This is a genomic window from Campylobacter troglodytis (genome assembly GCF_006864425.1).
Lineage (GTDB): Bacteria > Campylobacterota > Campylobacteria > Campylobacterales > Campylobacteraceae > Campylobacter_D > Campylobacter_D troglodytis.
The window spans coordinates 37,305-63,346 of record NZ_QHLI01000008.1; the positions used below are offsets into that span (position 1 = coordinate 37,305).

Here is a 26,042-nt window from a genome sequence, read left to right on the forward strand (position 1 = left end):
GCTTAAATGAAGTATAATTAGAGATTAAAGTGAAAAATTTTTGAAAGGAAGTTGACCGTGAAATTGTTAGTTGTTGATGATAGCTCTACAATGAGAAGGATCATAAAAAACACCTTGGAAAAATTAGGACACCCTGATATTATCGAAGCAGAACACGGAGTTGAGGCTTGGGAAAAGCTTAGTGCTGATGATGCTATCAAGGTTGTGATCACAGACTGGAATATGCCTGAGATGAACGGCTTGGATTTGGTTAAGAAAATTCGTGCCGAGAAAAAATACGAGGATATGCCCATTATAATGGTAACAACTGAGGGTGGCAAGGCTGAGGTGATTACAGCTTTAAAGGCTGGGGTTAATAACTACATAGTAAAGCCCTTCACACCGCAAGTTCTCAAAGAGAAACTTGAAGATGTCCTAGGCATTGGCAGTGCACCTGTAGCTGAGTGAGTATGAAGTGAGCCTATGGAAAATTCTTACAATGAGCTTTTTTTGCAGCTTGAAAAGGATTATAATCCCCTGTTGATAGACCTTGTTTTGTCCTTAGGCATTGAGGCTGTGGAGGAAAGAGATGAGGGGCTTTTTATCCGCTCAAATGAGGATCTAAGCCAAATAGCTTGGGCTCTTGATGAATTTAGCACAAAACTTAGCCAAAACAAGAATATAAAGCTGAATTTACGAAGTACTCTTAGCAAAAAGCCAAATAAAAATTGGATCAAGGAGTATAAAAAAGGCGTTTCACCCTTGCAAATAGGGGATTTTTATATACATAGCTCTTGGCAAGAGCCAAATCCTAATGCTATAAATGTGCAAATTGATCCTGCCCTTGCCTTTGGCTCAGGTCATCACGAAAGCACTCGCTCTTGCATAGAGCTTTTAGCCAAATTTGCAAACAAAAACGATGAGCTTTTGGATCTTGGCTGTGGAAGTGGAATTTTAAGCATAATTGCAGCTAAGCTTGGTTGCCTTGTTAGTGCTTGCGATACAGATGAGATGGCTGTTTTAAGCACATTAAGCAATGCTAATTTAAACGGTGTCTGGCTTAAAGAGCTTTGGCTAGGAAGCATCAATCACAAAATAAGCACAGTTAATCAAAGCTCGTTTAAAATGTCAAATTTTAATTTAAATTCAAGCCATAAGCTAAATTCCAACAAAAATGAATTAAACACCTTAAAAAATCCTAAAAATTTATCAAATTTAAAAGAAAAAAATTCAGCCATTTTGAAAAAAACAAACATTAATTTCTCTCAAAATTTAGGCTATGGTCTAATAGTAGCAAATTTGGTTGGAGATCTTATTTTATCTCTTGCAACTGAGCTAAAAAAAGGCATTAAAAATGGGGGCTTTTTAATCCTTTCTGGCATACTGTTAAAATATGAAGAAAGAATTCAAAAGTCCTTTGAGGATTTAAAACAAATTCATAAAACTAAGACAAATGAATGGCTAAGTTTTGTGTATAGAAAGGAAGAATGATGAATAATAATCCAAACCAACAAGATCAAAATAAAAATAGCTTTTTCAACAAAAATCCTATTTTAATCTTCGCTATCTTTGCTGTGGTAGCGATCTTACTCTTTAAAAGCTTTGCTGATAATTCAGGCTCAATAGGAGGGCTTGGTGCAGAAGGAAGCAGAAATATAGCTTATTCTGAGCTTAAAAAGCTAATAGAAAGCAATCAAATCGCCCAGGTTAGCATAGGGCAAAGCTCTATTAGAGCCCTATCAAATCAAAACACAGTATATACAGTTAAAAAGGTAAGCAACGATCCTAGCCTCATAGCCTTGCTTGATGAAAAGAAGATCTCTTATGGGGCTTATTCTGAGACAAATTGGTTTAGCGATATGATCTTTTCTTGGGTCTTACCCATACTCATCTTCTTTGGAATTTGGATGTTTTTGGCATCTCGTATGCAAAAAAATATGGGAAGTTCCATACTTGGCATAGGAAGTTCCAAAAAGCTTGTAAATAGCGAAAAGCCAAAGATTAAATTCAACGATGTAGCAGGGGTTGAGGAGGCAAAGGAGGAGGTAAAGGAGATCGTTGATTTTCTAAAACACCCTGAAAGATACATTAATCTTGGAGCAAAGATCCCAAAGGGTCTGCTTTTGGTTGGCTATCCTGGCACAGGCAAAACCCTCTTAGCCAAGGCCGTAGCAGGTGAGGCTGATGTGCCTTTTTTTAGCGTTTCGGGGTCATCATTCATAGAAATGTTTGTAGGCGTGGGAGCTAGCAGGGTTAGGGATTTGTTTGAAAATGCCAAAAAAGAAGCACCCGCCATCGTTTTCATTGACGAGATAGATGCCATAGGCAAAAGCAGAGCAGCAGGGGCTATGATGGGTGGAAATGACGAAAGAGAACAAACCCTAAATCAACTCTTAGCCGAAATGGACGGCTTTGGCACAGAAAGCTCACCCGTAATAGTGCTTGCTGCTACTAACCGCCCAGAGGTTTTAGACGCTGCCCTTTTGCGACCCGGGCGATTTGATAGGCAGGTTCTTGTTGATAAACCTGATTTTAAGGGTCGTTGTGATATTTTAAAGGTTCATATGAAGGATGTTAAAATTTCACCTGAGGTCAAGCTAGAAGATGTAGCAAGGCTTACTGCTGGACTTGCGGGGGCTGATCTGGCAAATATTATAAATGAAGCAGCCCTCTTAGCAGGTAGGGATAATAAAAAATATGTAGAGCAAAAAGACTTGGTAGAAGCTGTGGAAAGGGCTATTGCGGGACTTGAAAAAAAATCTCGCCGCATTAATGAAAAAGAGAAAAAGATCGTTACCTACCACGAGTGCGGACACGCTCTCATAGCCGAAACCACAAAGGGTGCAAAGAAGGTAAGCAAGGTGAGCGTGATTCCAAGAGGACTTGCCGCACTTGGCTATACCCTAAACACTCCTGAGGAAAACAAGTTTTTGATGCAAAAGCACGAGCTCTTGGCTGAGGTTGATGTTTTGCTCGGAGGTAGAGCAGCAGAGGATGTCTTCATAGGTGAGATTTCAACAGGAGCTAGTAATGATTTAGAACGAGCCACAGACATCATAAAGGCAATGATCTCTATGTATGGAATGAGCGATATAGCAGGACTTATGGTGCTTGAAAAGCAAAGAAATACCTTTTTAACAGGGGGACAAACTGTTAAGGATTACTCGGATAAAACAGCTGAGGCTCTTGATGAGTATGTAAAAAAGACCTTAGATGATCGTTATCAAGGGGTTAAAAAGACCTTGCAAACCTACAACGGAGCCATTGAAACAATGGTAGATGCACTGTATGAGCAAGAAACCATCGAGGGTAGCAAGGTTAGAGACATCATAAAAGATTATGAGATAGCAAATAATCTTGAAAGCCGCTTACAAGAAATTGAGAAAAAGAAAGAAGCCTAATGAGCCTAGCCAAAGCCACACAAGCCACGGTGGCACTTTTTGGAATATTTTTTGTGCTAGTGTGGATCATCTTTGGCTTTTCTTGGCTTTTGTTCTTTCTTTTTTTAGCTCTAATCTTCATATGCAGAAATACTAATAAATCCATAGTTTGCACAGATCCGAAGGCTATCTTAGCTCCTATTGAAGGAGAAATAAACTCCATTCGCACAGTTAAACACCAAAATTTAGGCTCTTGCATAGAACTTAGCATTAAAAATTACCTCTATAACGAGGGCATAATTCGTGCAAATTCAAGGATGCAGATCAAAGAATTTAGACTTAGACACGGACTTTTTTCTTTTGAAAACAAGTACTTTAACGAAAGAGCCTTTATCATCGCAAGTAGCAATGATAAGCTTTTTGCTCTAAGGCTTAATCTTGGTTTTTTGGAAAGAATACTTAAATTTTATAAAAAACAAGGCGAGTTTGAGGTGGGCGAGGAGCTTGGATTTAGTTTAAACTCCACTGTTGATCTACTGTTACCAAAAGATACAAGATTATTAGTAGCAGTTGGAGATAAGATAAAAAGCTCTTCCTTGCTAGGATATTTTTCTTAAGCGATTGATACTTTTAGCTAAAATGACCTAGGATTTTTCCTAAGCCATTTTAACAAAAATTTTATACAAATTTTCATTCTTAACCTTGACATTATATCGAAATTAAGTTTCTTTCAAATGAAGGTAGAAAAATTCCCTTGCCGTGAAACTGACTTAATCTAGCCTTTGTAAGGTCCCCAGAAATTCACAATTTTGTTGATATGGCTTCGTCCATTTGCAAACTCATTTTTGCTATGTTTTACTCGGTAATGAGCCTTTGCTCCTTCTTGCAAAGTTGCAAGACAAAACGAAACAAAAAATCCACCAAGGCACCGTAAGCTTTAAGCTTATCGCTATAAATTTCACTTTCTTTAAGCTCTGAAAAGTCCTTTATAATCGGCAATAATTCTTTTGCAGAGCAATGTTTTACCATCTGTGTATAAACGCAACCATTTCGCTTTAACATTCCAAACACAGATGTTTTCTTGCCAGCCCCACGCCTACGCTTGCCACGCACTCTGCGAGCACCAAAATAACTCTCATCGACTTCAATCCACCACTAATCTTGCTGATTTTTTCACATTCTTTGGCTATAAAAAGCTTTATTTACTGCACTATTCTATTAACGAAAGGGCGAGAAACCTTGCAAAGAGGGTGATTTTGCTTACACAAATGTCAGCACAAAAACACTCCAAAATTTGTCTAAATTTTCGCTCCCAAATGTAGGGCAAAAATATATACTAACATCGATTTTACCAACCTTTCAGCCGTCATTATATCAACTAAAAGTATCAATCGCCAAAACAAAAGTCCATTTGCAAATTTCGCCAAATGTAAGGGAAGTTTTTAAGTATTTTTACCTCGTGCTACACACTCGTCCCTTTGCTAAAAGCCTTGATTTATAGGCGAAAAACCCTCTAATTTTGTTAAATCTCATAACAAAGTTTGTGCAAAAATTTCAAAAAATTCACATTTTACTAGCCCAAAAATGCAAGAATGTCCCTAAAACGAGAGGTGGAAGTTGATGAGAGTTATTTTTACTTTATTGCACTCGCAACTGCGTAACAAAAAGTAGCAAGATGTATCAATGGTAAACGTGGACATTGAGCTTATAAACAACATTTGTGTTTTTGCTGTGTGCCACACATACTCGTCCCTTTGCAAGAAGATATGCTAAAACGCTAGTTTAGCATTTATACGAAAGTAGTAAAGCACTGCTTGGCAAAAAAGCTAATATTCATAACAAGAGACCTGCAAGGCTCGGAAAATCTTAAATTTACGGCGACAGTGCATCCGAGGGCATAAGATGTCATTTGGTGGATTTTTCAACGCTTAGCTTGTGTCTTGGCTAAGTAAAGATGCATTATATGGCAAGTACTCCAAATTCGATTTGCAAAGGTGCAAAATCATATCAACGCAATTTGTGAATTTTTTGCTTCGTGCTCTTGTAAGCTCAAACAAAAGAGGTTTTGCGAATTTGAGTTTAGTCAAATTCAATGCTAAGAAAGAAAATTTTATCCTTCACTTAAGGGAAACAGAATTTAGATATAATATGAAAAATTTAGGACAAAATATTTATCAAAATTTATTAAAGTTGATGAGAAAAAATCCTATTAAAGTATCTTGAGCTAAAAATTAAACATTAAGATTTGTATAAAATCTTGCTAGAAGTACTAATAAATCAAGTGCTTAAGTTAAATTGAGCCAAAATGATAATATAAAATCCTCTTAGCTTGGATTGAATTTAATTGAGCCTTTTCTTAAAAGGAAGACTATGCAGCAACAAAAGAAGCCTCATTTAATCTACATCTTGCCAAATCTATTCACAGCAGCAAGTTGCTTTTGTGGGGTTGTATCCATCATATCATCTTATAATTATGATTACACAAGCTCTCTTCTTTATATCTTTTTAGCCCTCATCTTTGATGGACTTGATGGGCGGGTGGCAAGACTTACAAATACCACCTCTAAATTTGGCATTGAATTTGACTCCCTAGCTGATTTAGTAGCCTTTGGGGTTGCACCTGCTATATTTTTCTATGTTAGCCTTGGTTCTACATATGGCAAACTAGGTTCTTTAATCTGCGGACTTTTCATAGTCTTTGGAGCCATTCGTCTAGCTCGCTTTAATGTAAGTACAGGCAAGTACGAGCCTTCTGTCTTCATAGGACTTCCCATACCAACAGCTGCAACTGTCAGTGCTATTTACACCTATGCCTACATAAATTATGATTTTTTAAACCCAGCAGTTGTATTAATCTTACAACTTGCACTTGCTATTTTAATGGTAAGCAATATACGCTATCCAAGCTTTAAAAAGATAGATCTAAATAGATCCAGTATGTTAAAGGTGTTAATACTCTTAATCTTTGTCTTTTCTTTGCTTTATCTTTACACAGTACAAAGCATACTCATAGCCATATCCCTTTATGTTCTTTACGGACTTTTAAGGGCTGTTTGGACCCTACTTTTTGTAAAAAAATTCAAGCAATAAGGCAATTAAAATTTAAATTAAGTTTTTAAAACACAGATTCTTAAAACTACAAATGCTACACAGCTACACTGGCTTTTATAAAATGGCTCTTTTTTAAAAAAGTATTGATTTGTAGCTCTTAACCTACAGTCTAAGAAGCCATAAATTCAAGGCATTTCTTCATAAATTCGTGGATTCTTGGCACACGCTTATAATGACAAATTGATATTTTGTCTAAAATTAATATGTTTTTGAAAAAAGCCTAATAAATTTAATCTTAGTATTAAAAAGGCATTTATCGTTGCCATTTTGAGTGTAAAAAAATGTAGAAACTAATATGAAGATCTTCCTAGATAAAGCTCTTAAACCAAGCTTGTCTAAGTTTAGTTTGTGAATTTTTAGTTTTTGCCTTTTTGTGAAAGATAGACACTGTTTTAAATTCACAACATGCTTAAATTTAAAGCCTTAAAATAAACTAAATCTTTCAAAAAAGCTATTTTGAATAAAGTAGCACACTCAAAAGCTACCGTAACTTACAAAGAAACACCTTAAATTCAGCCATTAAATTTAAACTTAAGCTAGAATTCACAAAAAATGCTTTAAATTTAGGCTAAATTAAACTTAAATTAAATTGAAAGGTTTTTAAGTTAACGCATATGATAAACAAAGCTTTATTTTTAAAATTCACAGATATAATTTAAGGAATTTGGAAGTATTTTTTGTTTCGCCTAAAGGCTCATCCCTTTGCAAGAAGCCTTGATTTGAAGGCAAAACACCCTTTAATTTTGCCAAATTCGTCATTAAAATTTGTGCAAAAAATTCAAAAAATTCGCATTTTAATCGCCAAAGAATGCGAGAAACTTCCTAAAATGAGTACTGAGATGAAGTTTATGAAAGTTATTTTGCTTCCCTACACTTAAAACTTTGTAGCCAGAAGGTGCAAAATGTGTGCGTGGTAAGCGTGGATGTTGTGCTAACAAGAAAAGATCTGTGTTTTTACTTCGTTAAGCCTCTTGCAACTTTGTAGCTAGAAGGTGCAAGGGTGCATTATATGGTAAAGCATAGCGAAAACGAGTTTGCAAACTAGCAAAATCATATCCATTAGATTGTGAATTTGTTTACTTCGCATTCTTGCAAATTCAAAGCAAAAGGTGCTTTGCAAAGTTTAGCTTAGCTAAAACTGCTAATAAAGAAAATTTTGCCCTTAACTTAAAAGAAACAAAAATAAGAGAAAAAATTTAGGACACAATTTTCATCAAGATTTATTAAAGTTGATAAGCCCAAATCCTATTAAGTTGAATTAAATCAAAACTATTTTTATCAAAGAACAAAGCAGTACGCTCAAAAGCTACCGTAACTCACAAAGAAACACCTTAAATTCAGCCATTAAAATTCAGCCTTAAATTTAAGCTTAGGCTAGATTCACAAAAAAGACTTTAAGCTTGATTATTAAGCTTGATCCACTCCTTGGCTATACGAACAGCATTTGTAGCAGCTCCTACTCGAATTTGATCAGCTACGCACCACAAATGCAAGACATTTTTACGGCTTAGATCGCCACGAATTCGTCCTACATAGGTTTCATTTGTGTTGCTACTTAGAAGGGGCATGGGGTATTTTTGCTTTTGTGGCTCATCAATTACTACTATATTTGCTGCCTTTGCTAGAATTTCTTTTGCCTTTTTTGCACTCACTTCCTTTTCAAAATGAAGGGTGAGTGCCTCGCTATGGCTCCTTAAAACCCCCACACGAACGCAGGTTGCTGATATTTCAAGACTTTTGTGTAAGATCTTTTGGGTCTCATTTACCATCTTCATTTCTTCTTTTGTGTAATCATTTTCCATAAAAATGTCAATCTGAGGGATGACATTGAGTGCTAGGGTGTGTGGGAAGGTGGATGATTTAAACTCAGCTAAATTAAAGGCAAAAAAGCTTTGTAAACCAGAAATTAGCTCATCCATACCCTTCTTACCAGCCCCACTAGCTGCTTGATAAGTAGCCACATCAACCCTTTGTAGTTTAAATATCTCATCAAGAGGCTTTAAAATCTGCACCATTTGAATGGTAGAGCAGTTTGGATTTGCTATGATACCTGTTTTTTTCCAAAGTTTAATATCCTCTGCATTTACCTCAGGCACGACAAGAGGGACATCTTCTTGCATTCTAAAATGGCTTGTGTTATCGATCACCAAGGCACCTGCTTTAACCGCAAAGGGTGCAAATTTAGCAGATACAGACCCACCTGCACTGAAAAAGGCTATATCCACGGGATTTTCTTTAAAAACTGTTTCTGTAAGCTCTTTAACGCGGTAGCCTTTGCCTTTAAATTCTACTTCTTTACCCACACTCTTCGCACTTGCAAGGGCTAAGATGCTTTCTACTTCTAAGTTTAACTCATCTAAAACAGTTAAAAGCTCCTCGCCCACAGCACCTGTGGCACCAACTATGGCTATTTTATATTTCTTACTCATTTTTATCCTTTAATTTTTTGCAAATTTTAATCTTATTTGTGAATTTTAGTGTAATTTTTTGGCTTAAATTCATAGAGCTATTGTATGTAACTTAGCAAAAATTAAATACAAAATTCTTTTAGTTTTGTTTGACTAAATAAAATTACTAAATCTTTGCCAAAAAGCAAAAACAAGCCTTAAAAGCACAAGAAAGGCTTGAATTTAAAAGCTCAGGTTTATAAAATTTAAACTATTCTCTTTTATTTAAAACAACTTTTAAACCCTTGATTAAAATTCACTTAAAATTTAGTTTTTTGTTAAAAATTGGCTAAAGATATTTTAATAGGATTTTCTCTTGTCAATTTTAATAAATGTTGATATAGATTTTGTCCTAAAATTTTTATATTATATCTAAATTCTGCTTCTTTTAAATGAAAGGCAAAATTTGTTTTTTAAGCCTTTAAATTTAGCTAAAACAAACTAGCAAAGCATTTTTTGCTTTGAATTTACAAGACGCGTAAAGCAAAAAACACTCACAATTTCATTGATATGATTTTGTAAGTGTGCAAACTCACTTGCACTATGTTTTACACAGTCTTATATCTTTACTCCTTCTTGAAAGGTTGCAAGACGCGTAGCACGAAGTAAAAATACTTCAAAATTTCCCTAAATTATATCTGTGGAATTTGGAAACAAAACTTTGTTTTTCATAAGACTTAGCTGAAAAACCCTTTGATTTAAGTTTAATTAAGTCAAAATAAATTTTAAGCCCTTGATTAAAATTCACTTAAATTTTAGCTTTTTGTTAAAAACCTAAAAAGCCCTCGTGCTTTTAAAGCTCATATCTTTTCATCTTTTCTTTGAGGCTTTGCTCATTCATTTCAAGCATAGCACAGGCTTTTTGTATGTCGTTTTGACATTCATTAAGCACCTCTATGATTAGTTCTTTTTCTAAATTCTTAATGTCTTTTTTTTGCCTACTTTCTAAAAACAAATCCTCGCTTGAAATTTCAGCACCCTCACTTAGTATGCAAGCCCTTTGTACTATGGATATAAGCTCTCTTATATTGCCTGGATATTCATAATTTAAAAGGCTTTTGCGTGCTTCTTGGCTAAGTGTTTTTTCTTCAAGTTCATACTCCTTGCAAGTGTCCTTTAAGACCTGAGAGGCTATGCCTAAAATTTCTTCTTTTCTCTCTCTTAGGGGTGGAATTTCAATGGGTATGGTGTTTAAGCGGTAGTATAAATCGCTTCTAAATTCACCGTCTTTAATCTTTTTTTCTATGTTGGCATTTGTAGCACATACTATGCGGACATTGATCTTAATGGGCTTTGTGCCACCAAGCCTTGAAATTTCTCTTTCTTGCAAGGCTCTTAAAAGCTTTGCTTGAATTTCAACGGGCATCTCGCCTATTTCATCCAAAAACAAGGTTCCCTCATTTGCTAACTCAAAAAGCCCTATCTTTGTGGCATTTGCATCTGTAAAGGCTCCCTTTTCAAAGCCAAAAAGCTCACTTTCTATTAAATTCGCTGGAATGGCTGCCATATTTATGGCTATAAAGGGCTTTGTGGCTCTTTTTGAATTTTTGTGTATGAAGTTAGCAAATAATTCTTTCCCCACGCCACTTTCTCCAAAAAAGATCACACTAGCATCTGTTTTTGCAGCTTTTAAGCTTAAATTCAAAGCCTTTTCTAAGACAGCTGAGGTAGAGAAAAACTCAGCACTTTTTTTGTTAGCCAAACTAGCTTTTTTATCTGCTGTTTTTTCTTTAATGATCCTAAGCCTTTTTATAGCCTTGATCAAAGTATCTATATCAAAGGGCTTTGTTAAAAAGTCCTTTACTCCAAGCCTTAATGCTTCTACTGCCTTATTTAAGGTAGCATTTCCTGTTATGATGATGAAGTCGTATTTATCAGCACACTGTTTGACAAAGTCAAGTCCGTCAAGCCCTGGCATATTTATATCTGTTATGATTAGATCCACTGTGCTATCTAGCTTTTTTAAGGCCTCAGTGGCTGATTTATAGCTACTTATCTTAAATTCTTTATACTCACTTAGGGCTATTTCTAAGGATTTTCTCATATTTATATCATCTTCTACTATGGCTAGATTCATGATTTTGCCCTTATATTTCTATTTGCTACTCCAATTTGCTCATAGGCATCAATGTCCTTTTTATAAGCACTATACTTTTTGGCAAGTTCTCTATTTAAAAAGGATATATGCTTGGCTGTGGCGTTTTGATTTGAGGTGAGTGCTGTTATGAAGCCAAGCTTTTTTTTGGCATCTGCGCTAAGTTTTGAGCTGTTTTTGGGAGGTAGTTTTTGATCTTGTAAAAAAAGCTTGATAAGCTCGTCTAGCTCAGCCTCGTTAGCAGTTTTGGCTTCATTTATTAGGGTGTCTAAATTTTTTGCACCCTTTGTTTCTTCTTTTACCCCGTCTTTTTTGGCTGAATTCACAAACATAATCACGCCAAGAACTAGGCTAGCAAGCACAAAGCCTGCTAGGATGATGATTATCCAAGTAGTCATTTATTTCTTTCTATAAGCTTTTTGCGTATCCTCTTTTAAAGAAACTTATTATAGCTAAAATTAGCATTAAAATAAAGCCAAGATACACATAATCAGGAATTTTTGTAGCATCTCCTGCTGCGTAAGAGTGCATACCAACCAAGAAATAATTTACTCCAAAATAGGTCATTATAATGCTCCAATAAGCAAACATTGAAGCTAGGGCGAAATTGTATTGACTTCTAAGGCTTGGCACGAGGCGAATGTGAAGTACAGCAGCATAAATTAAAATACTAACAAGAGCCCACACCTCCTTTGAATCCCAGCTCCAATACCTCCCCCAGCTCTCATTTGCCCAAATGGCTCCTAAGAAATTACCCACAGTAAGTAGCATTAAGCCTAGGATCATAGCCATTTCATTTATGCGGGTTGCCTCTGTTATGTTTCTAGCTATGCTTGTATTGTGAGATCCTTTTTTTTTCATAAAGCACAAAAGCACAAGCACAAAGATACCAAGCAAGGCACAAAGCCCTAAAAAGCCATAGCTTGCAGTGATTACTGATACATGAATACTTAGCCAATAACTATTTAAAACAGGGACTAAATTTGTAATTTGAGGATCAAGTTCTCCTAAATGTGCCACCCACAAAACAAGCCCAGCTAAAATAGAGGTTAAAGACAAAGAAAGGGGGCTTTTTCTTGAAAAAAAGATCCCACTAAGCCCAAGGGCAAAGGCTATATAAATCATACTCTCATAAGCATTGCTCCAAGGAGCATGATCTGCTAAGTAAGCCCTTAAACAAAGCCCTACTGTATGAACTAAAAAGGCAAAGATATTTAAGATATATACTATTTTAAAGGCTAGGTTTATGCTCGTGTTAGGGCTTAGCATCTTAAATAAAACCAAGCATAAAAGCAAGAGCCCGGCTAATAAATAAACAGGGCTAAGCTTTACAAAGATCTCGGCCTTATTTACAAAAAGCTCTGTATTAAGCTTGGTTTCGCTTGGAATGATCTTAGCTCCAAACTGTCTTTGATACTCTTTTATAAGCTCTAAGGCTAGATCTGCCTTTGTGTAATTATTTTCAACTAGGGCTAAGATGCTTGTGTTTATGTAATTACTAAGTAGTATAGAAACTTGTTCTTTTTCTGCACCTTGAAGCTCGTTGATGCGGTTTGGGGATAACCAAAGATCATTTTCCCCACTTTGCAAGGGAAAAATTTTAAGCAGATCTCCATTTAGGGCTAAATTAACAATATTTGCCCTCTCATCAAGCTTTATGATCTCCTTATCAAAGATGCCTCTGGAGTTTGGATTTTTACGGTTTGCATTTTCTACATATTTTTGCAGCTTGTAATTATCAGCTTGATCGAAAAAATCCACATACCTAAGATATTTTTGAGGTGCACTAAGTCCTAGAATTTTGCTAAATTCCTCATTTACTGCCTTATTTGTTGGCATAATGATCATAGGCTCATAAGCCCACCAAGCCTTAAAGATAAACATAGAAAGCACAACAGCACTAGCCTCGCTTCCCTTATAGCTTGTATCCTTATAAACCTTGCCTAGAATTTCACCTGCTAGGGTATCCAAAGGAGCCATCCTGCCTCCGCTTTTTTGCACTACCAAGGTGGCAAGTTTGAGGCTGTGTTCTTTTGAGAGTAAGGGAGCTGCTTTTGAAGCATTTATATCTGCTGCTTGTAAGTTTTGACTAAGGCCAGCAAAAACCAAAAAAACAAGGATGATTTTTAAAGCATCTTCATTTACCAATCTTGCAAGGGTTCTAAATCTTGAATGGGGATTTAAAAGGCTTAAAAACATACCAAAACACAGTAAAAAATATCCTATGTAGGTTGGAATTTTACCTGGATCCTTATTTACAGAAAGCACAGTGCCTTTTTCATCCTCATCATAAGAGCTTTGATAAAAACGGTAGCCCTTGTAATCAAGGACATTATTCATAAAAATTCTATAATCAAAGCTTAGACCATCATCTATTAACTTAACCTCACTTGCATAAGAACTTGGAGACATAGAGCCCGGATATCGCTCTAAGATAAAATTTTTAAGATAAAGCTCAAAGGGTAGCTCCTCAGTAACTGTCGTGTAGGAAACAAAGAATTTTTGCCCACCAAGCTCCACAGCCCTTGCTCTGTCAAATTCAAGCACAGCTAGATCCTTAGTTTCTCCCTTGTAGCTTAGACTAAGCTCTAAGGCATTTAAGGCATTTTTATCAAGGCTTAGCTCCTCTTTTAAGCCAAAAACAAGGCTTTTAAGCCACTTAAAAAAGCTCTCATACTCAGGGGGGTTCTTGCCAACAAGCTCTATTTTAGCATTCATAGAGGCAAATTTAATGACAAAGCTTAGATCCTCATAGCTATAAAGTCTTTTTTCCCTTGTATCTGTCTTAGTTAGTGCCTTTAAATTTGAGCTTTCCCCACTACTCATACTAAGAAAATTTAAATTCTCGCTTGAAGAAAGATTTAAATTCTCATCGATCTTAACAAAGGGGGCTTTAACCTCATCATTAAGAAAGGAAAAATTCATCCCAGCTATATGCTTAATCTCACCTTCTTTAAACAAAAGCTCGCTAACTCCTTCTTTTTGGCTATTGATCATTATTGAAAGCAAGGGGGGGGAGCTTTGATCTTCTGCGAATTTTTCCTCTGCTGCTAATAAAAGATTTTTGTATTTTAAAAGAGCCTTTTCTCCATTAAGATCAAGTTCTATACTAAAATCATTAGCAAAGGGCAAAAGACCTATATACTCAGGCAAAGCCTTGCCGTAAGCTACATTATCTTTGAGGGTGAAAAATTTAATATAAGATCTAGCGCTTTCTATGCTTGAATTTGCACTTTGTTCTCTTATATGCAAAAGCCCTTCAAAGCCTGTATATCTTGTCATAGCAGCACCAAATAAGATAAATAAAAAAGAAAGATGAAAGATAAATAAGGGAAGCTTTTTTAAGCTTAACATCTTATAACGAAGAATCCCGCAAGCTAAATTCAGCCCAAGCAAGAGCTGAATAAGGGCAAAATATCCTGTGCCATAAACCATAGCCCAGGCTGTTGGGGTTGAATAAGCACTTTCTATGAAGGTAGCAAGAGCACAAAAACAGGCAAAGACTAAGAATAAAAATATGCTAATTTTAAGGCTACCAAGGGCATTTATTATTTTTTTCATCTTTTATCCTAAATTCAACTGTTTAGCTTTTATAAAAACGAGTTTGGCTTTTTATCTTAAAGGTGCTTTAAATTCTAATTTTTTATACTACTTCTTTGAAAAAGAATTTTTGTTAGTTGCTATAATGACAATAATAAATTACACTCTTTTAACAAAAAAGATTATAAAATCTTGTTTTAAATAATAAACACAGCAACTTTTCTAAAAAACTCATTTCATCAAAGCCTAGTACACTTCACAAAAATTCTACGCTAAGCAGTTTTTAAAAAATTTAAAGGCTTAATTCAACTTAATAGAATTTTCTCTTATCAATTTTAACAAATTTTAATAAAGATTTTGTCCTAAAATTTTCGTCTTAATTTTGTTTCTTTTAAATGAAAGGCAAAATTTTATTTTTTAGCCCTTAAATTTAGCAAGTTAAAATTTCACAAAGCCCTAGAAATTCTCTATGTCATTTATGTGGCTTCGCAAGTGCGCAAACTCAATTTTTAGATGTTTTACGAAATCTTGTGCCTTTGCTCCTTCTTGTAAAGTTGCAAGAGCGCGAAGTAAAAACATAGATCTTTTCTTGCAAGCTTAACACCCACGCTTATCTCACACACATCTTGCACCTTCTAGCTACAAAATTGCAAGTGCAACGAAGCAAAAAATAACTCTCATCAACTTCAAGCTCAGCACTCATTTTAGAAAGCTTTTCACACCCCTTGGCTATCAAAATGTGAATTTCTTTTACACACAACCTTGCTCTGAAATGTGACAAAGAACGGCGATTTTTCGCCTCTAAACCAAAGACCTCTTGCAAAGTTATGAGCCCAATAAGCGAAATAAAACTCAAAATTCCTTAAATTATATCTGAGAAATTCAGAAAAGGACTATATATCTATTTTCATAGGCATTAACTTAAAAACCCTTTGATTTAAGTTAATTGAGCCATATTATATAATCTTTGCCTTGCTGAATTTTAAGCACCTAGGTATTTTTTGCGAATTTCACTGTCTGTACTTAAATCCTTTGCAAGTCCTTGCATACTTATTCTTCCATTTTCTAAGACATAGGCATAATCGCTAATTTTCAAGGCTGAAAAGGCATTTTGTTCTACTAAGAGTATGGTTATGCCCTCACTTTTTAGCCTAAGTATGGTTTCAAAGACCTCGCTTACTATCTTTGGAGCAAGCCCAAGACTTGGCTCATCAAGCATTAAAAGCTTTGGCTCACTCATTAAGGCTCTTGAAATAGCAAGCATTTGAGCCTCGCCCCCACTTAAATTTCCAACTAAGAGCTGCTTTTTTTGGCTAAGTCTTGGAAAGAGCTTATACATTTGTTCTCTTAGATGCTCGTAGTTTTCATCATTATTAAAGGCTCCTATTTTGAGATTTTCATCCACTGTTAAATTTATAAAGACCCTTCTGCCCTCAGGCACCAAGGCTATGCCCTTTTGAACTAGGGTGTGGGTTAGATGTCTTTTGGTATCATAGCCAAGAAAGCTTATATCTCCGCTTCTTTTAACACAGTTAAGCAAGGCTTTAAGGGTTGAGCTTTTTCCAGCCCCATTTGAGCCGATCAAGCTTACAATCTGTCCTGTTTTAACTGTAAAATCAATCCCCCTTACAGCCTCGATAAGCCCATAAAATACCCTTAAATTCTTAACCAAAAGCATTGCCTTCTCCTAAGCTATCCCCTAAATAAGCCCTAATTACCTCCTCATTTAAAACAGCCTCGCTGATCTTGCCCTCAAAAATAGTCTTGCCATAATCAAGCACCAAGACCCTATCACACAAAGAATTCACAAAGTGCATATCATGTTCTATAAGCAAGATGCTAAGTTTATACTCCTTTCTTAGTCTTGTGATTAAATTTGCAAGCTCTAAGCTCTCACTTGCATTCATACCAGCTGCTGGCTCATCAAGTAAAAGCAAACTAGGATTTGTAGCCAAGGCTCTTGCTATTTCTACCTTTCTTTGCTGACCGTAGCTTAAATTCACAGCCCTTTCATTTGCTAAATGAGCTATATTAAGCTCGTTTAAAAGATCTAATGCCCTATTTTTAGCCTTTCTTTCAGCACTTTTAAAGCGTCCTAAATGCAAAAAGGCTTCAAAAAGACTATATTTTATACTAGCATTAAGCCCTATAAGTACATTTTCAAGCACAGTCATACTTGAAAAAAGCCTTATGTTTTGAAAGGTTCTAGCTATGCCAAGTTTTACTATTTGATGAGCTTTGAGGGCGTGAATTTTTCTACCCTTGAAGATAACCTCGCCTTGAGTTGGCTTATAATTTCCTGTGATTATGTTAAAAAGCGTTGTTTTTCCTGCTCCATTTGGTCCTATTAAGGCAAAGATCTCACCCTCATTAAGACTAAAACTTGTTTCATTTATGGCTACAAGCCCTCCGAAATGTTTGCTGATCTTACTTAGCCTTAAAATCATCTCTTCTTTCTCTTAAAAAGTTCTAAAAGCTCCTTATCTCCCATAAGTCCTCTTCTTGCAAAGAGCATGACTAGGATTAGGATCAAAGAATAAACAAGCATTCTAAGTCCTGGCAAAGCCTTTGTTTCATAGCCAAAAAAGCTCATAGGCTCATCTAAAAATCTTAGCCACTCAGCCCCTCCTATAACCAAAAATGTTCCTATGATAGCTCCTGTTGTAGAACCAAGCCCTCCAAGTACTATGATGATAAGCAGTTGAAAGGTAAGCAAGAAGTCAAATTGCTCAGGGGAAACAGAGGCTAATAAACAAGCTAAAAGCCCTCCACCAACTCCTTCTAAAAAGGCTGAGGTGCCAAAGGCTAGGGTTTTGATCCAAAAGGTATTAATACCCATAGCACTTGCAGCGTCCTCATCATCTCTTATAGCCTTCATAGCCCTGCCGTATTTTGAGGAGACTAAATTTAAGATAAGCACAACGCAAATGATGGCTATGCCTCCTGTGTAGTAGATATTTGAATGTTTTGGCAAATCATTTAAGCCCAAGGAGCCATTTGTAAAGCTTGGAAAATTTATAGCCAAAAGCTTGATAATAATGCCAAAGCCTAAGGTTACAATGGCTAGATAATCCCCCCTTACCCTAAAAACAGCAAAGGAAAGCACCAAGGATAAAAGCAAGGCACAAAGTCCTCCTGCTAGAAGCGCTAAGATAAAGCTTTCGCTATGAACTAGCATAATCAAAGAATTTGGATCCTCTAAGATAAACTGATCGCTTTTATTTTCTGGGCTAAGTAAGATTAAAGCCGCAGCATAAGCACCAACAGCTACAAAGCCATTTGGTTCAAGGCTAAACTGCCCTGTAACGCCGTTTATGAGATTATAACTGACTGCTAGTATGATGAAGATGGCTATGTTATTTACTATGCGAATGCCATAATCGCTAAACATATGAGGGCTAGCTAGTATGAAGCCAAGTGCTAGGATTAAAAATAAAAGCTGAGATATTTTATCTTGCTTTAAGGCTTTCAAAACCTACTCCTTTCGTAGTTTATACCCAAAATTCCACTGGGCTTAAAAAGCAAGATAAAGACCAAAAAGATAAAGGCAAAGGCATCCTTAAATCCAGCAAGCTCTGGGAAAAAGGCAACCGCTATAACCTCGCTAAAACCTATGATCAAACCTCCTAAAACAGCTCCTAAGACAGAGCCTATGCCTCCTAAAACAGCAGCCGCAAAGGCTTTTAGCCCTATTAAAACCCCCATACTAGGCTCAACTGAGGGATAATTTATAGACCAAAATACCCCTCCAACAGCAGCAAGGGCTGAGCCGAGTGCAAAGACTATAGCTATGATCTTATTTGCATCAATGCCCATTAAATTCACAGCATAAACATCAAAGGCTAGGGCACGAATGGCTATGCCGTATTTACTCTTATAAAGCATTAAAAGCACAAGGCAAAGTATGATTAAAGTTAGCACAGGCACAAAGATACTAGCCACACTAAGACTAAGTCCTTTAAATTCAAGCACCTGTTCTAAATAAGCAGGGATAGGAAAGGCACGAGGGGTTGAGCCAAAGGAGATATTGAAAAGATTTTGTATAAAAAAGCTCATTCCTATGGCTGTTATGAGTAGGGAAATTCTAGGAGCCTGTCTTAAAGGCTTATAGGCTATCTTATCCATAGCTATGCCAACGCAAGCTGCAAAGATCATAGTCAAGCTTAAAGCACCCACAAAGGGCACAGACATAGAACTAACACAAAATAAAGCAGTGTAAGCACCTATCATCATCAGCTCACCATGTGCAAAATTAATGAGCCTTAAAACCCCATAAACCATAGTATAGCCTATGGCTATTAAGGCATACATACTTCCAAGGCTCATACCATTTATAAGCTGTTGTAAAAATAAGGTGCTATCCATTAAATTCACTATTTTAAGGATTTATAAGATCTTTATATACTTGTTTGCCGTTTTGAATTTCTTTAAGCACCAAGGAGCGACTAGCGTTGCCGCTTTTATCTATGGTGATGATGCCAGAAACGCCTTCAAAATTTGTTGTTGAATGAATGGCTTTGTTTATGCACTCACTATTTAAAGAATTCACACAGTTGCTCAAAGCCTCAAACATCACAAAATACGCATCAGCTCCCATAGCAGTGAAATTTGGAACCTCTTTTGTCTTCTTGTTTTTTTCATACAAGGCTATGAAATCACGGCTTAGTTTTGTTGGAGGATGGGCATAATCAAAGCTATCTGTAAAGATATAGCCCTCACTAGCCTTGCCAGCAAGCTTTATAAAGCTCTCATCAGCAGTGCCATCAGCTGAGCCCATAGGGGCATTAAGTCCAGCACTTCTTGCCTGTCTAATCAAAAGCGAGGCCTCATTATAATAAACAGGAGCATAGATAAAATCAGGATTTTTAGCCTTGATCTGAGTTATGATAGCCTTGTAATCTCTTTCTTTTGAGCTTATTCTTAGCTTAGATAAGATCTTTCCTCCTTTTTGGCTGAATTTATCCTCAAAAGCCTTTGCAAGACCCAAGGAATAATCCGTGCTTTGATCTACAATAATAACAGCATTTTTATAGCCTAGTTTATCATAAGCATAAGCAGCCAAGGACGAGCCTTGAAAGCTATCTTGAAAGCAGACCCTAGCTGAGTATTTCTTGCCGTTTAAGAGCTTATCAGCAGTTGCAGCAGGGGCTATGAGGGGGATTTTTTTCTCCTCGCTTACTTGCATAATTTGCATGGTATTGGCTGTTACCATCTCGCCTATTATGCCTAGGACCTGATCCTGGGCTATCAATCTTGTAGCTGCTGTGCCGCTTTCTATCTTATCTCCCTTGCTATCAAGCACTGTTATTTTAACAGTGTCTCCATTTGAAAGGGTGTTACGCATACTGTTTGCAAGCCTTATGCCCTCAAGCGCACTTTGACCGTAGGCTGCTGTTTGACCTGTTAGAGGCATTATGACACCTATGTTTAACTCCTTTGCAAAGAAAGTTGAAACAAACAAGGCTAAGCAAAAAACAAGCTTTTTCATCGTTTTGCCTTTAAGGATTTACTGTGCTTTTATATACTTGCTTGCCGTTTTGAATTTCTTTAATTACCACAGAACGGCTAGCATTGCCACTTTGATCTATATTTATAAGTCCTCCAACGCTTTCAAAATTGCTAGTTTTGTGAATGGCACTGTTTATGCACTCGCTGCTTAAATTATTAGCACAGCTATTCATCGCCTCAATGATTACATAGTAAGCATCAGCACCCATAGCACTAAAGGCTGGAACGGCTTTGGTCTTTTTCTCCTTTTCATAAGCCTTTATAAAGTCTCTACCAAGCTTTGTTGTGGGGTTATTATAATCAAAGCTATCAGTGAAGATCGTCCCATTTACAGCCTCTCCTCCAAGTTCTATGAAGGTTTGATTATTCACCCCATCGGCTGCACCAAAGGGCTTGTTAAAGCCAACTGATCTTGCTTGCTTTGCTATTAGGGCTGCTTCTGGATGATAAACAGGCATATACACAAAGTCAGCATTTAGGCTATTAAACTGAGAAACCACAGCCTTAAAGTCCTTATCTCCTGCACTTATCATCATCTTTTTAAGCACCTTACCCCCTTTTTTGCTAAATTCTTGCTCAAACACCTTTGCCAAGCCAACAGAATACACATTCACCTGATCTATAACTATGATGGCAGTTTTAAAGCCAAGCTCATTAAAGGCATAGTCTGCAAATTTAGCTCCTTGAAAGCTATCCATAAAGCAAACCCTACTTGCATACTTCTTTTTTTCCAAAAGCTTGTCCCCACTTGCCACAGGTGCTACCATAGGCACTTTTTTACTCTCAGCTACAGAAATCACTTGCATGGTATTTGTGGTGATGGCTTCTCCTATTAAAGCAAGGACCTGATCTTGTGCCACTAGCCTTGTAGCTGCTGTGCCGCTTTCTATCTTATCGCCCTTTGTGTCTGCTATTACAAGCTTAACTGTGTCTCCATTTTTAAGCTTAGAATCAAGCTTATTGGCTAATTCTATCCCAGCTAAAACGTCTTGTCCATAAGCAGCTATGCTTCCTGTAAGAGGCAAGACAAGCCCTATTTTTACCTCTTTGGCATTAAGAGTTGCTATGAAAGCCACTAGGCTTAAACCTGCTATGAATTTTTTCATTTGATACCCCCTTTTTTCTTTACATTATAGCAAAAAGATTAAGAAAATTCAGTTTTTTTTAAAGAAATTCTTTGCTTGAATTTAAAGAAGGGATAAATTTATCTAAGTTTAAATTAAAGTTAAGAGCCTTGAATTTAAGGCTAAACTTGGCTTTATGAGGTGCTTTTTAGCTTATAGATGCAAACTTTTATAGCTAGATAAAACAAGCGAAAGCTTATGGGAAAATCGCCAACGACTTATATGCAAACAACTACAACGATTTACAGCCTAAACTGTATGTAAGGACTAAGCTTGATTGGCAAAATGACTTCTCTTTGGGAAATTTTAGCGGCTATGTTTTGGCTACACCTTACTATACACATAGCTTTGATGAGATATATTTAAATCAAACGAGTGTTTCTATGACTTATATGAATTTAGGGCAGACAAGAAGAATGAAGATATGATTACTTTAAGAATAAGACGCGTGTGGTTTTTGGAATTTAAATATGAGATTAAATAAAGCCTTTTTTTTGATAAAAAAGAATGAGCTTTGAATTTTTATAAATTACCACGAGTTGTGTAAAGTTTTCGCAATGAGGGAGTATTGTTATTTTAAAAACAGTGCGTAGCACGAAGTAAAATCTCTTTTAAATTGATAAAATACTTCGCTTCGCTCAGTATGACAAATAGGGGTTTTAGATACTTTGCAAAGCTTTGTATGACAAATAGGGACTTGAGATACTTCGCAAACTCAGTATGACAAGAAATTGCCACTACTTGACAAAGCCAAGGCTCGCAATGACGAAACGGCGTGAATTTACTTGATAAACAAGCCTAAATTCTAGCATTTTTGTTTCGCTACACTCGCTCAAAATGGCACAAATTCATTTGATAAACGAGCATAAATTCTAGCAGTTTGCGGTATGACTGTGTGAGTTTTTGCGAATTTAGCACAAGCTTAGCACACTTGTGATGCGCGTATTTGAAAAATCTTACCCATAGTGTTGCGAAGCCAAAATTAAGCACATCGCATAAGGCAAATTTTATTTTAAGAAAACCTCAAATCCTCATACTCGCTAGGTATTAAAAAATCCCTTGCCTTTATAAGCTTATCATAAAATTTATGCTTGAAACCTAGCTCAAAGAGCTTATCCACAGCATTTAGCTGAATTTCATTCATTGAAATGGAATTTTCATTTGCATATAAATTCAAGTAGGTGTCTAGCTTGTCCTCATCAACACGGATCATATTCCTTTGCATAAGCATTTTGCTTAAAAGGGCTTTGTTATTATGTGCGATCTTAACGGCATTTGTTAGGATTTTTTCAAGTTTAATAGCTGTGGTTAAAGGCAAAGACCGTAAAATTGCCATGCCCCCAAGTGGCAAGGGCAAATTTTCACCCGCAAATTCACGCCAAATATCCCAAATTTCAGCCTCCACGCAAAGTCTTTCATTATAAGTTAGGATATTTTCGTGTATTAAAACCCCAGCATCCACCTCGCCCTCAAGCACTGAATTTTCTATATCTAAAAAATTTTTGTATATTATTTTTGCCTCAGGGTATCTTAGGCGAAAAAGCAAGGCATTTGTGGTGTGTGCCCCACTTAATGCTACCTTGAATTTTCGCTTTAAAGGACGGTTTTTAAGCCTCACAAGCTTTGGACCATAACCCTCGCCAAAGCTAACAGCCGTGCGTAATAGAGCATATTCCTCAGCGATTAAAGGGTAAAGTCCAAAGGAAATCGCACTCACTGCGAATTCATTTTGCAATGCCTTTTCGTTAAGCGTTTGTATATCAAGGGCACAGCTTTTAAATTCAAACTCATTCCCCACCCAGCCAAACTTCACAGCCATATACATAAACAAATCATCAGCATCAGGAGAATGTGCTAGAGTAATTTTTCGTTTCATCATTTTTTTCCTAAATTTTAATAAAAAATTATACTTGATCTAGCTTAATCTTTAAGGCTAGTTTGAATTTTTACAAGACTCTTACAAGGCTAGGATAAATTTGGCTATAATAAAGGCTTGTATTTTACAGTAAGAAGGAGAAAAAATGTCTAAGGAAATTGATACCACAAAGGCAAGGGATTACAAAAAAACAGTTATTAAAACCTCAAAGGGAGATATGAAGCTTGAGCTCTTTGGAGATGAAGCACCCTTGACTGTGTGTAATTTTGCCGAGCTTGCAAAAAGTGGCTTTTATAAGGATCTGATCTTTCATAGGGTGATTCCAAATTTTGTTATTCAAGGTGGTTGTCCTCATGGAAATGGAATGGGAGGTCCTGGCTACACCATAGCTTGCGAGTGCGATAATCAAAGCAACAAGCACCTTCGAGGCACTTTGTCTATGGCTCATGCTGGACGAGATACAGGAGGAAGTCAGTTTTTCATCACACATAGCCCTCAGCCTCATTTAGATGGGGTGCATACAGTGTTTGGGCAAATTCAAGATGAAAAAAGCCTAGCTGTGCTTGATAGCATAAAGCAAGGAGACAGTATACTTGACATTGAAATTTTAGAGGAGTAGCTAAATTTAGCAAGGACTTTTCATTTAAGCTTGAATTTAAAAAAGTTTAAAGCCTAAATAGACTACATAAACTTGAAATCTTTGTGAGTTGACGGTGCAAACCTAATCTAAAAGATTAAAATTCACAAGGATATAATTTAAGCTTTTTTACAGTTTAAATTAGAACTTTCGTATTTTACAAAGACGAACTAAGCTTAAAAGGCTAAAATTCACAAGGATATAATTTAAGCTTTTTTACAGTTTAAATTTAAAGCCTTCTAGCAAGTATGAAGCCTTGCTGAATTTAAGGGCAAATTTTGCTTAAAAATTATTTAAAAAAGCTGAAATTCAACAAAGAAGTTCTATTTTAGGATAAATTTAAAAGTATTTTTAAAGATAAATAAAAAAAGTGTTATAATGTCCTAAAAAATCAAAAAAGGATAAAAAATGAGCAAGGCCTATCCAATGACTATGTCGCAAAAAATTCTAGCAAATGCCTGTGGGGCTGATTATGTCGAGCCAAATCAACTCATAATGGCAAAACTTGATATGGTTTTAGGTAATGACATCACCACTCCTGTGGCTATAAACGCCTTTAAAAAGGCTAAATTCAACAAGGTCTTTGACAAGGAAAAGATCTCGCTTGTAATGGATCATTTTGCTCCAAACAAGGACATAAAGGCTGCTACTCAGAGTCAGCAGTGCCGGTTTTTTGCCAACGAGTATGAGATTACAAACTATTTTGATGTTGGAAATATGGGCGTTGAGCATGCCTTATTACCAGAACAAGGCATAGTTACAACAGGGGATTTAATCATAGGAGCTGACAGTCATACTTGCACTTACGGAGCCTTGGGTGCATTTTCTACAGGGGTTGGAAGCACAGATATGGGTGTGGCTATGGCAACAGGTAGGGCTTGGTTTAAGGTGCCTCAGGCTATGAAATTTAACATCACAGGCAAACTTCGCCCCTTTGTCAGCGGCAAGGATGTGATCTTGCATATAATAGGCAAGATAGGGGTTGATGGAGCCTTGTATAAGAGTATGGAATTTGACGGTCCTGGGCTTAAAAATCTCACCATAGATGATAGGCTTTGCATAGCAAATATGGCCATTGAAGCAGGGGCTAAAAATGGCATCTTTGCAGTAGATGGCATAACCTTGGAGTATGTAAATGGCAGAGCAAAAAGAGAGGCTCGTATCTTTGAGGCTGATGAGGATGCTATTTATGAGCAAAGCTTTGATATAAACTTAGACGAGATCACTCACACAGTAGCCTTTCCTCACCTACCAGAAAATGCAAGAACGCCTAGTGAATGGGGAGAGATCAAAATAGATCAAGTAGTAATAGGCTCTTGCACAAATGGACGGTTTAGCGATATGAAGACAGCAGCCGAGCTTTTAAAAGGCAAAAAAGTGGCTAAAAACACCCGCTGCATAGTCATACCAGCCACTCAGGATATTTATTTAGAATGTATTAAGCAGGGCTATCTTAAAACCTTCATTGAGGCTGGTTGTGTTGTATCTACTCCAACTTGTGGTCCTTGTCTTGGAGGACATATGGGCATCTTGGCTGCAAATGAAAGATGCGTTTCTACTACAAATCGCAACTTCGTAGGAAGAATGGGACATACCACAAGCGAGGTTTATCTAGCCTCTCCTGAGGTAGCAGCAGCAAGTGCCTTAACTGGATATTTAAGTGCTCCATCTGATCTTTTTTAAAGCTTATAACTGTCCTTGACTTTTTTCTTGGTAGGGACAGTTTCTTTAAAGTAAAACACCATCAAGCAAAGAAGTTGAAAAAATAAGCTTGAATTTAACTAAGCTTATCCTTAAAATACAAAGTGAAAAATTTAACTTTCTTAAATTTAAAGCAAAGAATTTGCAAGTTAAGACATAATTTAAAGACAGTTGAATTTGATTTAAGCTTAGTCAAATTTTATGCGTTGAATTTACAAACTCGCTTTGCCTTGTAGAATCTATTTTTTACTAAAAAACTGTTGTTTTCTTATATGAAGCTGTTATTTTGCCAAAAAAATCTTGTTTTGTATGGAAAACTTAAATTTTTTAAATAAGTTTCATTTTATCAAAGAAGATAAGCTGTGATCACCTTACTAGCTTCATTGTGCTGAATTTGCATTTTGATTATAGCTCAAGATACTTTAATAGGATTTTGGCTTATCAATTTTAATAAATTTTGATGAGAATTTTGTACTAAATTTTTCGTGTTAATTTTATTTCTTTTAAGTGAAGGACAAAATTTTCTTTTTTAGCCTTTAAATTTGGCAAGTCTAAATTTCGCAAACTTCTACTACGCAGTTACAAAAGGCTTAACGAAGTAAAAACATTCACAATTTCGTTTATGTGGTTATGTCCATTTGCAA

The 26,042-nt window shown here is 36.3% G+C and carries 23 protein-coding genes and 1 pseudogene; 10 read left to right on the top strand and 14 right to left on the bottom strand.

Features of this window, described 5'->3' with window-relative positions:
• Positions 1-57 precede the first annotated feature (57 nt).
• Genes DMC01_RS03035 through DMC01_RS03050 form a run of 4 tightly spaced genes read left to right on the top strand, consistent with a single transcriptional unit; the run spans position 58 to position 3,976 of the window.
• Positions 58-447 (top strand): chemotaxis response regulator CheY, encoded by a 390-nt coding sequence (locus tag DMC01_RS03035; protein ID WP_142692815.1) that lies wholly within the window; start codon positions 58-60, stop codon positions 445-447.
• Positions 448-462: 15 nt separating this feature from the next.
• A complete protein-coding gene (locus DMC01_RS03040; protein WP_142692816.1) occupies positions 463-1,470 on the top strand; it encodes a 50S ribosomal protein L11 methyltransferase in 1,008 nt (335 codons plus the stop codon).
• Positions 1,467-3,380 carry an ATP-dependent zinc metalloprotease FtsH gene (gene ftsH, locus DMC01_RS03045; protein WP_427846090.1) on the top strand — a complete coding sequence of 638 codons (1,914 nt, stop codon included), beginning with the start codon at positions 1,467-1,469 and terminating at the stop codon, positions 3,378-3,380. Before DMC01_RS03040 ends, ftsH begins: the two co-directional genes overlap by 4 nt.
• Complete coding sequence (locus DMC01_RS03050) at positions 3,380-3,976, top strand: phosphatidylserine decarboxylase (protein WP_142692818.1); 597 nt, start codon at positions 3,380-3,382, stop codon at positions 3,974-3,976. Before ftsH ends, DMC01_RS03050 begins: the two co-directional genes overlap by 1 nt.
• 17 nt (positions 3,977-3,993) lie before the next feature.
• Here the strand turns inward: DMC01_RS03050 and DMC01_RS03055 are convergent.
• Positions 3,994-4,692: pseudogene (locus DMC01_RS03055) on the bottom strand (IS1595 family transposase).
• 602 nt (positions 4,693-5,294) lie between these two features.
• On the opposite strand from DMC01_RS03055, the gene DMC01_RS16400 reads away from it, so the two are divergent.
• The 3 genes from DMC01_RS16400 (at position 5,295) to DMC01_RS03070 (ending at position 7,348) form a co-directional block, all read left to right on the top strand.
• Entirely contained in the window at positions 5,295-5,582 is a 288-nt protein-coding gene (locus tag DMC01_RS16400; protein ID WP_142692819.1) for a hypothetical protein, read from the top strand.
• 147 nt (positions 5,583-5,729) lie between these two features.
• Positions 5,730-6,449, top strand: a complete 720-nt coding sequence (gene pssA, locus DMC01_RS03065; RefSeq protein WP_142692820.1) for a CDP-diacylglycerol--serine O-phosphatidyltransferase — start codon at positions 5,730-5,732, stop codon at positions 6,447-6,449.
• 698 nt (positions 6,450-7,147) lie between these two features.
• Entirely contained in the window at positions 7,148-7,348 is a 201-nt protein-coding gene (locus DMC01_RS03070) for a hypothetical protein (RefSeq protein WP_142692821.1), read from the top strand.
• A 516-nt stretch (positions 7,349-7,864) separates the two neighbouring features.
• Here the strand turns inward: DMC01_RS03070 and DMC01_RS03075 are convergent.
• From DMC01_RS03075 to DMC01_RS03125, 11 genes are all read right to left on the bottom strand, one after another.
• Positions 7,865-8,899, bottom strand: a complete 1,035-nt coding sequence (locus DMC01_RS03075; protein ID WP_142692822.1) for an aspartate-semialdehyde dehydrogenase — start codon at positions 8,897-8,899, stop codon at positions 7,865-7,867.
• Positions 8,900-9,710: 811 nt separating this feature from the next.
• Positions 9,711-10,994, bottom strand: a complete 1,284-nt coding sequence (locus tag DMC01_RS03080; protein ID WP_142692823.1) for a sigma-54-dependent transcriptional regulator — start codon at positions 10,992-10,994, stop codon at positions 9,711-9,713.
• Positions 10,991-11,410, bottom strand: coding sequence for a hypothetical protein (locus DMC01_RS03085; RefSeq protein WP_142692824.1), 420 nt, complete (start codon positions 11,408-11,410; stop codon positions 10,991-10,993). Before DMC01_RS03085 ends, DMC01_RS03080 begins: the two co-directional genes overlap by 4 nt.
• 10 nt (positions 11,411-11,420) lie before the next feature.
• Positions 11,421-14,573 (bottom strand): cytochrome c biogenesis protein, encoded by a 3,153-nt coding sequence (locus DMC01_RS03090; protein WP_142692825.1) that lies wholly within the window; start codon positions 14,571-14,573, stop codon positions 11,421-11,423.
• Positions 14,574-15,162: 589 nt separating this feature from the next.
• Entirely contained in the window at positions 15,163-15,408 is a 246-nt protein-coding gene (locus DMC01_RS03095) for a hypothetical protein (RefSeq protein ID WP_142692826.1), read from the bottom strand.
• 126 nt (positions 15,409-15,534) lie between these two features.
• Positions 15,535-16,230 (bottom strand): ABC transporter ATP-binding protein, encoded by a 696-nt coding sequence (locus DMC01_RS03100; RefSeq protein WP_142692827.1) that lies wholly within the window; start codon positions 16,228-16,230, stop codon positions 15,535-15,537.
• Positions 16,217-16,999: an ABC transporter ATP-binding protein gene (locus DMC01_RS03105; protein WP_142692828.1), complete on the bottom strand. Its 783-nt coding sequence runs from the start codon at positions 16,997-16,999 to the stop codon at positions 16,217-16,219. The genes DMC01_RS03100 and DMC01_RS03105 overlap by 14 nt, the downstream gene beginning before the upstream one ends.
• Positions 16,996-18,024, bottom strand: a complete 1,029-nt coding sequence (locus DMC01_RS03110) for a branched-chain amino acid ABC transporter permease (RefSeq protein WP_246058970.1) — start codon at positions 18,022-18,024, stop codon at positions 16,996-16,998. The genes DMC01_RS03105 and DMC01_RS03110 overlap by 4 nt, the downstream gene beginning before the upstream one ends.
• Positions 18,021-18,917: a branched-chain amino acid ABC transporter permease gene (locus DMC01_RS03115; RefSeq protein ID WP_142692829.1), complete on the bottom strand. Its 897-nt coding sequence runs from the start codon at positions 18,915-18,917 to the stop codon at positions 18,021-18,023. Before DMC01_RS03115 ends, DMC01_RS03110 begins: the two co-directional genes overlap by 4 nt.
• 13 nt (positions 18,918-18,930) lie before the next feature.
• A complete protein-coding gene (locus tag DMC01_RS03120; protein WP_142692830.1) occupies positions 18,931-20,040 on the bottom strand; it encodes an ABC transporter substrate-binding protein in 1,110 nt (369 codons plus the stop codon).
• A 10-nt stretch (positions 20,041-20,050) separates the two neighbouring features.
• Positions 20,051-21,166, bottom strand: a complete 1,116-nt coding sequence (locus DMC01_RS03125) for an ABC transporter substrate-binding protein (protein WP_142692831.1) — start codon at positions 21,164-21,166, stop codon at positions 20,051-20,053.
• Between the two features lie 314 nt (positions 21,167-21,480).
• On the opposite strand from DMC01_RS03125, the gene DMC01_RS15780 reads away from it, so the two are divergent.
• The gene (locus DMC01_RS15780; protein ID WP_282432237.1) at positions 21,481-21,612 is read left to right on the top strand and encodes a hypothetical protein; all 132 of its coding nucleotides are present in this window, start codon (positions 21,481-21,483) and stop codon (positions 21,610-21,612) included.
• Positions 21,613-21,760: 148 nt separating this feature from the next.
• On the opposite strand, the gene DMC01_RS13170 is transcribed toward DMC01_RS15780, so the two are convergent.
• Positions 21,761-21,922 (bottom strand): hypothetical protein, encoded by a 162-nt coding sequence (locus tag DMC01_RS13170; RefSeq protein ID WP_185908649.1) that lies wholly within the window; start codon positions 21,920-21,922, stop codon positions 21,761-21,763.
• Positions 21,923-22,196: 274 nt separating this feature from the next.
• Positions 22,197-23,060, bottom strand: a complete 864-nt coding sequence (locus DMC01_RS03130) for a menaquinone biosynthesis family protein (protein WP_142692832.1) — start codon at positions 23,058-23,060, stop codon at positions 22,197-22,199.
• A gap of 145 nt (positions 23,061-23,205) precedes the next feature.
• On the opposite strand from DMC01_RS03130, the gene DMC01_RS03135 reads away from it, so the two are divergent.
• Together DMC01_RS03135 and leuC are read left to right on the top strand one after the other, a co-directional pair.
• Positions 23,206-23,679: a peptidylprolyl isomerase gene (locus DMC01_RS03135; RefSeq protein WP_142692833.1), complete on the top strand. Its 474-nt coding sequence runs from the start codon at positions 23,206-23,208 to the stop codon at positions 23,677-23,679.
• A gap of 426 nt (positions 23,680-24,105) precedes the next feature.
• On the top strand, positions 24,106-25,380 hold the full coding sequence (leuC, locus tag DMC01_RS03140; RefSeq protein WP_246058971.1) for a 3-isopropylmalate dehydratase large subunit: 1,275 nt from the start codon (positions 24,106-24,108) through the stop codon (positions 25,378-25,380).
• The last annotated feature ends 662 nt before the right edge of the window (positions 25,381-26,042 follow it).